7 protein-coding genes are annotated in these 9,025 nt (G+C 73.4%); 4 read left to right on the top strand and 3 right to left on the bottom strand.

The genetic code is table 11. From position 1 onward, the window contains the following. The first annotated feature begins 494 nt into the window (after nucleotides 1-494). Nucleotides 495-1,154, top strand: a complete 660-nt coding sequence (locus ABTX62_RS15945) for a hypothetical protein (protein ID WP_352116725.1) — start codon at nucleotides 495-497, stop codon at nucleotides 1,152-1,154. On the opposite strand, the gene ABTX62_RS15940 is transcribed toward ABTX62_RS15945, so the two are convergent. Next, nucleotides 1,072-1,929: a DUF4184 family protein gene (locus ABTX62_RS15940; RefSeq protein WP_352116724.1), complete on the bottom strand. Its 858-nt coding sequence runs from the start codon at nucleotides 1,927-1,929 to the stop codon at nucleotides 1,072-1,074. The genes ABTX62_RS15945 and ABTX62_RS15940 overlap by 83 nt on opposite strands. A 358-nt stretch (nucleotides 1,930-2,287) precedes the next feature. Here ABTX62_RS15940 and ABTX62_RS15935 point away from each other — a divergent pair, with 358 nt between their 5' ends. The 3 genes from ABTX62_RS15935 (at nucleotide 2,288) to pgfA (ending at nucleotide 5,376) form a co-directional block, all read left to right on the top strand. Further along, nucleotides 2,288-4,060 carry a lytic transglycosylase domain-containing protein gene (locus tag ABTX62_RS15935; protein ID WP_352116723.1) on the top strand — a complete coding sequence of 591 codons (1,773 nt, stop codon included), beginning with the start codon at nucleotides 2,288-2,290 and terminating at the stop codon, nucleotides 4,058-4,060. A gap of 163 nt (nucleotides 4,061-4,223) precedes the next feature. Then, on the top strand, nucleotides 4,224-4,358 hold the full coding sequence (locus tag ABTX62_RS15930; RefSeq protein WP_352116722.1) for an SPW_0924 family protein: 135 nt from the start codon (nucleotides 4,224-4,226) through the stop codon (nucleotides 4,356-4,358). Nucleotides 4,359-4,383: 25 nt separating this feature from the next. After that, on the top strand, nucleotides 4,384-5,376 hold the full coding sequence (pgfA, locus tag ABTX62_RS15925; RefSeq protein ID WP_352116721.1) for a cell envelope lipid trafficking protein PgfA: 993 nt from the start codon (nucleotides 4,384-4,386) through the stop codon (nucleotides 5,374-5,376). On the opposite strand, the gene ABTX62_RS15920 is transcribed toward pgfA, so the two are convergent. Continuing rightward, nucleotides 5,366-7,924, bottom strand: coding sequence for an ATP-dependent RNA helicase (locus ABTX62_RS15920; RefSeq protein WP_352116720.1), 2,559 nt, complete (start codon nucleotides 7,922-7,924; stop codon nucleotides 5,366-5,368). The two genes, pgfA and ABTX62_RS15920, sit on opposite strands and share 11 nt — an antisense overlap. 48 nt (nucleotides 7,925-7,972) lie before the next feature. After that, nucleotides 7,973-8,833, bottom strand: coding sequence for a class I SAM-dependent methyltransferase (locus ABTX62_RS15915; RefSeq protein WP_352116719.1), 861 nt, complete (start codon nucleotides 8,831-8,833; stop codon nucleotides 7,973-7,975). Between the last annotated feature and the right edge of the window lie 192 nt (nucleotides 8,834-9,025).

Raw genomic sequence — 9,025 nt, 5'->3', positions numbered from 1 at the left:
CGGCTTGGGCCCTGGTCCTGCCTCGGCCGGGGCTCGGTGCCCGGATCCGGGCGCGGCGTTGTGGTCTGCCTCGGCCGGGGTTCGCGGTCCCGTCTCGGCCGGGGCGCTGGAGTCCGGTACGGCCGTGGTTCGCGGTTCGGTCTCGGCTTGGGCCCTGGTCCTGCCTCGGCCGGGGCTCGGTGCCCGGATCCGGGCGCGGCGTTGTGGTCTGCCTCGGCCGGGGTTCGCGGTCCCGTCTTGACCGGGGCGTTGTGGTCTGCCTCGGCCGGGGTTCGCGGTCCCGTCTTGACCGGGGCGCTGGGGTCCGGCTCGGTCGGCGCGCAGGGGTCCTGTTTCAGCCCGGCATCGACGTTCCGCTTGAATCGGTGTGCCGGAGTTCCCGAAGCCGGGCACCCGGACGTCCCGCTCCCGGCCTGGCCGACACCGGCGGAACCGTCACTCGCGTGGCCCCCGAGAAGGCGCCTCCGTCCCCGGCGGTCGTAAAGATGCGGGGCATGGGTATACGCATGTTCCTCAGCCGCACGGCACCCGGCGTGGCGCTCCCGCCGGTCCCGGCGTTCGAGGCCGCCGCGAGCACGGTTCGCGCCCCCGTCCCCTTCACCACGGCCCTGCGCCACGCGGCGGCGGACCTGCGGCAGCGTCTCACCGCATGCGGTCGGCGGCCCGCCGGTTCCGCCGGTACCGGTGCCCTCTCCGCCGTCGTGACGGCCCTCCCCGGCGCCGTCGACCCGGCCACCGTCCTGGCCCTCGGCGACACCGAGGTCTGGTCCGCCCTCACCGGCACCGACGACCTGCCCGGTCTCCTCGGCCTCCCCGGCGGCGACACCATGCCGTCCGGCACTCATGGCGCTTCCGGCACCTATGAGGGCTCCAGCACTCATGGGGCATCCGGCACCTATAAGAGGCCCGGCGCCCATGGCGCTCCCGGCACCCCTGAAGGCCCCGGCAAACCCTCGCACCCGTGGGCCCGGCTGGCCCGTGATTGCCTGACGCTCGTCCTCACCCTGCTGCCGCGCCCCCGCCCCGGGCACACCACCATCACGGTGTACATCACGACGACCGACAGGGTGCTCAGCGAGCGGCCGGGCGGCTCGGCTCCGTCCCGGCGGCCGGGGCCCGACCGGCGGGGACCGGAACCGGACGCCGCACCCTGACTCCCACGGCGTAGAGCAGCAGCGCCGGGACGAGCCCCGCGCCCGCGCCGAAGCACACCGTCGGAATGATCTCCCACGGCTTCGCCTCCGAGCCCCAGTACGCCCACCACCGCGACGCCCGCTGCACCGCACCGGCCAGTGCGAAGCCGCAGATGACGGCGGCGGCAGCCCACCGGTCCCGCCCCGCGAGCACGGGGATTCCCACTGGCTCCCGCAGGGGCGCCCTGCGCAGCGCCCGCGCCAGGAACACGGCGATCACGACCGCGGCCACCGCCGAACCGCCGTACTGCAGGTACCAGTACAGCGGTGAGCCCGCCACCTCCCGGCCCAGCACCGGAAACAGCCGCATGCCCCACCGGTCGAGATGCGTGAACGCGTCCCACACCACATGGGTCGCCGCACCGAGCACCGCGGACACGTACCACCGCGCCACCAGTGAGGGCCGCACCCGCGTACGGGGCACACCGCAGCGCAGCAGGGCCGACACCCGCCCCTGCCGGGCCCGCGGCAGCAACGCCACGAGCGGTTCACGCACCAGCAGCCAGAGCCCCACCAGCGCCCAGGCGATGAGCACATCAACCGTGAGGACGCCCGCGAACGCGTGCGTGACATCACCGAACTCCATCGCCCCGGATACCACACTAGCCGCGTAATAGGTCATGTCGGGCGCGAAGGAACCCGCCACGAGCACGGCGGGCACCAGCGGGCCCCGGCCGGTGCCGTCCGTGCGAACGGCGGGCAGCACGGCTGCCGCATGGCTCAGCGTGAACGGCAACTCGGCTCCTTGCGGAGGTCGTTGCACCAGGTCGGGCGTACCCGGCGACCAGTGGCCCAGTATGCGGGATGCCCACCCGTCGACGGCGTTCCGCTCGCGCACGACCCACGGGTGAAAAACGGTCACGAACGGCTGCCCGAGCAAAGAGAGTTGCCGTAGGGTCGCCAGAGTCACCGCGCGGGGAGCGCGTCGCACTCGTGACCGCGGTGAAGAGCAGAGCACTGGAGAACACAGAGTTGTGACCGTCGGAGGGCAACCTCTCGGGCGGTTCGATCGTCACAACAGGGCGAACACTGCAGACGTAGAACACTGCAGACGGAGACCGGACGCTCGGGCGTTCACGGGAGGGGTTCACTCTATGGCGGCGCAATTCGGCAGGAGGCTGTGCAAGGGGGCGGCGACCACCGCCGTGGCCGCGGTCGCGGTCGCGGCACTGTCCGCCTCCCAGGCTCCGGGCGTGAACGACCACCGCAGGCAGACCGCCGCCGGCGCCACGCCCTCACCCGAAGCGAGTGCCTCCGACGGCAGCGCCACCGGCAACTCGCCGTACTACACGGACCTGCCCCCGCTCAAGAGCCCGAACCCGTCACCGTCCACGGGCCCCGGCCCGGGCGGCACGAGTCCCACGGAATCAGGCATTCCCGCGACCGTCCTCGACGCCTACAAAAAGGCCGAGAGCGCGCTGCGCGAGGCCAAGCCCGGCTGCAACCTGCCCTGGCAACTCCTCGCGGCCATCGGCCGGGTGGAGTCGGGACAGGCTCGTGGCGGCCAGGTCAGGGCCGACGGCACCACCATCAAGCCGATCCTGGGCCCGCAGCTCGACGGCAACGGCTTCGCCCTCATCAGGGACACCGACGACGGCGCCTACGACGGCAACAGCTCGTACGACCAGGCCGTCGGCCCCATGCAGTTCATCCCCTCCACGTGGGCCTGGGCGGGTCGCGACGGCAACGGCGACGGCAAGCAGGACCCCAACAACATCTACGACGCCGCCCTCGCCGCCGGCCACTACCTGTGCCGCAACAACTGGGACCTGTCCCAGCAGGGCGACCTCGACCGGGCGATCCTCAGCTACAACAACTCGCGGGAGTACCTGAACCTCGTCATGAGGTGGCTGGAGTACTACCGCAAGGGCACGCACGAGGTTCCGGACGGCACCGGCACGCTGCCCGACAACCGCAGCGACCACGGCGTGGGCGCGGGCACGAACCCGGCACCCACCACACCCGGCGCCACCGCTCCGGGCCACTCGGCGCCGAAGCCCGGCCCCAAGCCGACCAAGCCCGGAAAGCCCGCGAAGCCCGGCGACGGTACGACCGCTCCGAAGCCGCCCACGACCCCGCCCACCACGACCCCGCCCACCACCACCCCGCCCGGTACGCCGCCCACGAAGCCCCCCACCCCCACCGACACGGTGGACCACCTGGAGGACGCCGGAACCGCGAAGCTGACCGCCATGGCCGGTGACACGTTCGACCGGCGGATCAGCACCCGTGCCGAGACGGCGGCCGGCAAGGCCGTCGCCAAGGTCAGAGTCCGCTTCACGATCGTCGGCGACACGGACACCACCTTCACCGGCGGCGAGAGCGTGGCCACGGTCGCCACCAACAGCTCCGGCGTCGCCGTGGCGCCCGCTTTGCGGGCGGGGGAGAAGACCGGCGCCGTCACGATCCGCGCCACCGTGGTGGGCCGTGTCGTCCCGGGCCTCGACTACAAGGCCACCGTCACCGAGCGGGCCGCCGACGCCCTCGCCCGCACCGGTGACGCCACGCTGACCTGCGTCCCCGGCGGCGAGTTCGCCGACCAGGTCGAGGTGAAGGCCACGTACAAGGGCGCCGTCGCCGACGGTGTCGCGGCCACCGCCACGCTGGTCAAGTCTGCGGACGATCCGGCCGCCAACGACAAGGGCCCCTACTTCAAGGACGCCGACGGCAAGACCGTCCGCACCCTGACGGGTCTGAAGACGGACGCGAAGGGCCTGCTGAAGCTGCCCGAGCTGTACGCGGACGACACGACCGGCACGTTCCTGCTGCGCGTCACCACGGCGGGCGGCGCGACGCTCACCGTCGAACTGACGGTGGCGGCGGCCGAGACGTCCTCGCCGAGCCCCTCGGCCAGTCCGAGCGCGTAGCTCTCCGGTACGACGGACGACGCCCCTCTTACAAGAGACGCCCTCTTGTAAGAGGGGCGTCGTTGTGTGTGCAACGTGTTCTCATCTCCGGCGCGCGTTGCTACGGTGCCGAGCATCTGACGGTGTATCAGCTCCACCGTCACGACCCGTGGGGAGGCTCCGTATGCGCGCCCTCATCGCCGTCGCCACCGGTCTCGCCCTCGCGTTCGCCGTCGTCCTGACGCTGACCGCCCTCGGCTCCCCCTCGGGCGGGACGTCCCCGAAGCCCTTGCTGACGACGGTGCCCGCACACCCCTGACCGCCCGCCCGGGAGGGAGGCCGAGATGCGCCGCAAGGCCGGCCTGGTCCTGCTCGCCCTCGCCGTGTTCTTCACGGCCCTGTCCCCGCTGCTGCGCTGGTACGCCTTCCCGCGCCTCGCCAAGGTCCCGGCGCACCAGTACCAGGAGATGGTTCTGGAGGCGAAGGACGCCACCCTCCTCGACTACGCCACGATGCGGGCGAAGAAGGTCCCCAAGGTGACCATCGTGCAGACCCTCAAGGGCAACGTGGAGGCCTCCGAACGGATCGAGGAGTCGGCCGGCCGGGACGTCGTCGTCTGGGACGGCCTGTCCTACGTCGTCGGTCCGGACGGCAAGATGGTGTCGAAGATCCCCGAGCGCTACATCTTCGACGCCCACACCCAGGACCCCGTGCACGCCACCGGCGAGATGGTCGACGGGGACCCGGTACGCCGCCGGGGCATCGAGTTCAAGTGGCCGTTCCTCACGGAGAAGCGGGACTACGCGTACTTCGACGCCCAGGCCCGTATCACCGCGCCCATCGAGTACAAGGGCACCGAGGACTTCCGGGGTCTGGAGGTCTACTCCTTCGAGCAGACCATCCCCTGGACCAAGGTGAAGTTCCCCAAAACCCTGCCCGTGCAGGGCCTCACCCCCGAGGCGGTCGCCCGGACCGGCACCACCCGCTGGTACACCACGGTCCGCAAGTTCTGGGTCGAACCCCTCACCGGCGCCCCCGTCTACGGAGAGGAGATCCACCAGGAGGAACTGCGCGGCGGTGCCCTCCTCGGCGACCGCGACAAGGTGACCGCCTTCGCCGGCCACGTGAAGATGCGCGAGGACTACCTCACGCACACGGTCGACCTGGTGAAGTCCCAGCGTCTGCTCATCCTGCTGATGACCTCCTACCTGCCGTGGGGCTTCCTGACCCTGGGTGCCCTCCTGCTGGCGCTCGCGCTGTACCTGGAGGCCCGCGGACGCCGCTCCTCGGGCCCGGCCCCCACGGCGGCCGGGGAACCGTCGTCGGTCAGCGCCTGAGCCGCGCGTTGGTGTGCCGGGTCGGCTCGGCGCCCGCCGGGTCCTCGGGCCACGGATGCTTCGGATACCGGCCCCGCAGCTCCGCCCGCACGCCCTGGTAGCCGTCCCGCCAGAAGGACGCGAGATCGGCGGTGACGGCGACCGGCCGCCCGGCCGGCGACAGCAGATGCACCAGCAGCGGCACCCCGGCGATCCGCGGCGACGCCTGGAGCCCGAACATCTCCTGCACCTTCACCGCCAGGACGGGCTGCTCGGGCCGCGAGTAGTCGATCCGGACCTTCGACCCGCTCGGCACGGTCATCCGCTCCGGAGCCAGCTCGTCGAGCCGCCCGGCCTCCCCACCGGCCCAGGGCAGCAGCCGGGTGAGCGCCTGCCCGGCATCGATCCGCGCCAGATCGGCCCTCCGCCGCGCCCGGCCGAGTTCCGGCTCCAGCCACTCCTCCACGCGCGCGTGCAGCGCCTCGTCGGAGACGTCCGGCCAGGGGTCCCCGAGACGCAGACGCAGGAACGCGAGCCGCTGCCGCAGGACACCGGCCTGCGCCGACCACCGCAGCAGCCCGAACCCCTCCCGCCGCAGCCCGTCCAGCAGCGCGTCGCGCACGAGCCCGGGGTCGGCGTCCCTCAGCGGCCGCACCGCCAGCTCCACGGCCCCGAGCCGCTCCACCCTCCGCGCCACGACGTCCCCGTCGTCCCACCCGACCTCGTCCCGCTCCTCCAGCAAGGCGCCGGCCGCGAGGCGGGCCGTCTCCTCGTCGACGGCGGCCCCGAGCCGCACGCGCGCGTGGCCCCTGCCGACGGGCCGGTCGGCCACGGCCACGGCGATCCAAGGCGAACCGCGCAGCGCGCTCCCGTCGCCGATCTCGGCGCGCGTTCCGGACGCCATGAGATACGACCCGCCGTCCGCTTTGGCGACCCGTTCGGGAAAGGCGAGAGCGGCGACGAGCCCGACCTGCTGTTCTTCGGACCGGCTCCCCGGTGCCGCGTCCGGTGCCCCGGCCTGGTGGGAATCACCGGAATCGACGGCCCGCAGCCGCCGCACCTCACCGCGCCACCGTGCGGCATAGGCGTCACCCCCACGCCGGGCACGACGCAACGCACCGGCCAGATCGTCGCCGTACTCCCGCGGGGCCTCCTCGCTCAACAGCGCCACAACCTCCGCGGCCCTCCCGGCTCCCAGGAACGGGACGGAGTCGAGCAGCGCCCGCCCCAGCCGGGGATGCACCCCCACCCGGCTCAGCCGGACTCCCCGCTCGGTGGCCCGTCCGGCGGAGTCCAGCGCCCCCACCGCCGTCAGGACGTCCCGCGCAGCCGCCATGGCCCCGCTCGGCGGCCCGTCCAGCAGCGCCAGCCCGGACGCGTCCGGATCGCCCCAGCACGCCACCTGCAACGCGAACGCCGTCAGGTCGGCCACCTTGATCTCCGGCGACGGATACCGCGGCAGACGCGCGTCCTCGGCCTCCGCCCAGCAGCGGTACACCGCCCCCGGTGCCTCACGCCCGGCCCGCCCCGCCCGCTGCCGGCCGGCCGCCTGCGACGCCCGCACGGTCGTCAGCGCGCTCAGCCCGCGCGCGTGGTCCACCCGCGGCTCGCGCGCCAGCCCCGAATCCACGACGACCCGCACCCCCGGCACCGTCAGGGAGGACTCCGCGACGGACGTGGCCAGCACGATCCGCCGCCGCTCCCCGGGCCGCAGCACCGCGTCCTGCACGGCCGCCGGCGCCCGTCCGTGCACCTGGAGCACCTCGACGTCCCCGAGCCCTCCGAGCTGCCCGGCGATCCGGGCGATCTCGCCCACGCCCGGCAGGAAACACAGCACGTCCCCGTCCCGCTCGGCCAGCGCCCGCCGGACCACGGACGCCACATGGGACAGCAGCGCCGGATCGACCCGCATCCCGTGCGGCGGCCTGGGGGCACCTCCCGCTCGAGCGGAGCCGAGAGTGGGGGAGGGACGCACCGGCGGCGCCCACACCGTCTCGACCGGATACGCCGCCCCGTGCGCCTCGACCACCGGCGCCCCGCCCAGCAACGCCGCCCACCCTCGGGCGTCGGTCGTCGCCGAGGCCGCCACCAGCCGCAGCTCGGGCCTGAGCGTCTGCCGCACGTCCCACAGGAACGCCGCCGCCGTGTCCGCGTCCAGGTGCCGCTCATGGCACTCGTCGAGCACCACCACGTCCACGCCGGCCAGCTCCTGGTCCCGCTGGAGCCGCTGCACCAGCACACCGGTCGTGACGACCTCCACGCGTGTGTGCCGTCCGGCGACCCGCTCGCCGCGCACCGTGTAGCCGACGCTCTCCCCGGGCTTCTCGCCCAGCAGCCAGGCCATCCGGCGTGCCGCGGCCCGGGCCGCGATCCGCCGCGGCTCGGCCACGGTCACCCGCCGTTCGGGCCCCTCGCCCAGCAGCCCCGCCAGCGCCAAGGGCACCAGGGTCGTCTTGCCGGTTCCCGGCGGCGCCACGAGGACGGCCGTCCCGTGCCCCTGAAGGGCGTCGTCCAGGGCGGGCAGGGCATCGCGTACGGGCAGGGAGTCCAGGGCGTCGTAACGGATCACGCCCTCAGTGTCGTACGCCCGGGAGGGTCGCTCCCACGCGCGCGGGCCTCATTCCCGTTCGCACACGAAGATCGCCGTGCCGGGAATGAGGTTCCCGCGCAGGGGCGACCAGCCGCCCCACTCGGAGGTGTTCCAGGCCGGCCACTCCGGCTCCACCAGGTCGACCAGCCGGAAGCCGGACGCCACGACGTCCCGGACCCGGTCGCCGAGGGTGCGGTGGTGCTCGACGTACACCGCGCGGCCCTCGTCGTCCTGCTCGACGTAAGGCGTGCGGTCGAAGTACGACCCCGACACCGACAGCCCCTCCGGCCCCGGCTCGTCCGGGAAGGCCCAGCGGATCGGATGCGTCACCGAGAAGACGAGCCGGCCGCCGGGCCGCAGCACCCGGCGCACCTCCCGCAGGACCTGGCGCGGGTCGGCGACGAAGGGCAGCGCCCCGTACGCCGAGCAGGCCAGGTCGAACGAGCCGTCCGTAAAGGGGAGCGCACCGGCGTCGGCGCACACCAGGGGGAAGGCAACGCCGATGCGCAGCGCGTGCTGGAGCTGCCGGTGCGAGATGTCGAGGGCGACCGGGCGCGCACCCTGGGCGGTCAGCCACCGCGAGCACTGGGCGGCGCCGGCGCCGATCTCCAGAACGTCCCGGCCCTTCAGCCCCTCCGGGGGGCCGAGCAGTTCGGCCTCCACCTCGTCGAGACCCTCGGGGCCCCACACGAAGCGGTCGTCGCCGAGGAACGTGCCGTGCTCGACCTGGTACTCGTCCGCGTTGCGGTCCCACCAGCCACGGTTGGCCCGGGAGCTTTCCGTGACATCGGCATCGCGCCGGGTGGCCTCGGGTTCGGACGCTTCGGACTCTTGGATGATCGGCTCCCTCGTCGTACTCTTCCGTCCAGCCGGTCCCGGCGGTGGCACAAAGGGGGCGTCGTGCGGCCCGCGTGGCCTCGGACGACAGGACTTGTGCCGGGTATGCGGCGATCCGCCCCGCGTGGGCGGCTTCGCGCATTGACCCCGCCCGGCTGCCCCCGTATGCTACAAGTTGCGCTGCGGGCCTGCGCACCTCAGACGTAGCAGGCTGCGCTCGCATCTGTATGTATGTCCCCTCGG

Origin of the sequence: Streptomyces sp. NPDC096046 (assembly GCF_040303285.1) — a bacterium.
Lineage (GTDB): Bacteria > Actinomycetota > Actinomycetes > Streptomycetales > Streptomycetaceae > Streptomyces.
The sequence above is the reverse complement of the archived record's forward strand: the minus strand, read 5'-3'. Positions and strand labels throughout refer to the sequence as shown.

Bases quoted from the DNA above. Each gene is read 5' to 3' on its own strand.
- pgfA (WP_352116721.1), top strand. From the start codon at position 4,384: ATGCGCCGCAAGGCCGGCCTGGTCCTGCTCGCCCTCGCCGTGTTCTTC.
- ABTX62_RS15945 (WP_352116725.1), top strand. From the start codon at position 495: ATGGGTATACGCATGTTCCTCAGCCGCACGGCACCCGGCGTGGCGCTC.
- ABTX62_RS15930 (WP_352116722.1), top strand. From the start codon at position 4,224: ATGCGCGCCCTCATCGCCGTCGCCACCGGTCTCGCCCTCGCGTTCGCC.
- ABTX62_RS15935 (WP_352116723.1), top strand. From the start codon at position 2,288: ATGGCGGCGCAATTCGGCAGGAGGCTGTGCAAGGGGGCGGCGACCACC.